This is a genomic window from Acetobacter sicerae (assembly GCF_011516765.1).
Taxonomy (GTDB): Bacteria; Pseudomonadota; Alphaproteobacteria; order Acetobacterales; family Acetobacteraceae; genus Acetobacter; species Acetobacter sicerae.
Window position 1 is genome coordinate 1 of sequence record NZ_JAAABN010000073.1, and the last position, 1,196, is coordinate 1,196.

The 1,196-nt window shown below is 62.5% G+C and carries 1 protein-coding gene; it reads left to right on the plus strand.

Translation table 11 applies throughout. The features are described 5' to 3' along the window. Window positions 1-967, plus strand: a 967-nt coding sequence (locus GVI59_RS18650) for an HAD-IC family P-type ATPase (RefSeq protein ID WP_173575532.1), incomplete at its 5' end; no start/stop codon positions are given. Between the last annotated feature and the right edge of the window lie 229 nt (window positions 968-1,196).

Consider the following 1,196-nt stretch of genomic DNA (forward strand, 5'->3'; position numbering starts at 1 on the left):
GGATACGGTCGATACGCTGGTGATCGACAAGACCGGCACCGTAACGGAAGGCAAGCCCCGGCTGATCGCGACCGAAACATCAGGTGCATGGGATTCCAGCATCGTCCTGCGGTTGGCGGCATCACTGGAAACGCAGTCCGAGCATCCGCTGGCCCAGGCGCTGGTCGCCGCGATGACGGCGCAGGGCCTTCAAGCCGCATCGGTCGGGGATTTCGCCTCTCAGACCGGCCTGGGCGTGACCGGCACCGTGGACGGGCATGCCGTCGTCGTCGGAAACCAGGCCCAGATGCGGCAGCAGGGCATCGATGCGTCAGCATTGATCCCTGTCGCGGACAGCCACCGGGCGGAGGGCGCGGGCGTCATGTTCGTCGGCATCGACGGACAGGCCGCTGGGTTGCTGGTCGTGGCCGATCCGTTGAAGACCGACGCGAAGGAGACCATCGCGGCACTGCACGCAGTCGGCATGCGGATCGTGATGCTGACGGGCGACAACGCCCGGACTGCGGAAGTCGTCGCCCGTCAGGCGGGGATCGACGAGGTGCATGCCGACCTCAAGCCTGAGGACAAGGCCGCAATCATTCGTGACATGCAACACAAGGGAGCCCGTGTCGCCATGGCGGGCGACGGCGTCAACGACGCGCCGGCCCTGGCCACCGCCGATATCGGAATCGCCATGGGCACAGGCACCGATGTCGCGATCGAAAGTGCTGGGATGACACTGGCACAAGGCAGCCTCGCCGGACTGGTACGCGCCCGCCGCCTGGCACAGGCAACGATGCGCAACATCCGGCAGAATCTGGCATTCTCCTTCCTGTTCAATGGGATCGGCATTCCACTTGCCGCAGGAGTCCTGTATCCCGTCTTTGGCCTTACGCTGTCGCCCATGTTCGCGGGAGGCGCGATGGCCCTGTCATCCCTGGCCGTCGTGACAAACGCACTGCGGCTCAATGCCCTGAGGCTTCGATAAAAGCAGATTGCCTATTTCGTTCGGAAGGCATGCCTATCCGCGACAGGAACCCACACGAAGCGATGACCCGTTCATTACAAGAGCATAGATTTTCACGCAGGGATCAGCAGATGGGATATAGAGGCCATCGTGTGGATGGTACGCTAAACAACGTTTGGCATGAACAATAAAGGAACGATCAGGCGGCACGAGCCTGTTTCGACAGATTGAGCGTCTTGCGGCCCGCAGA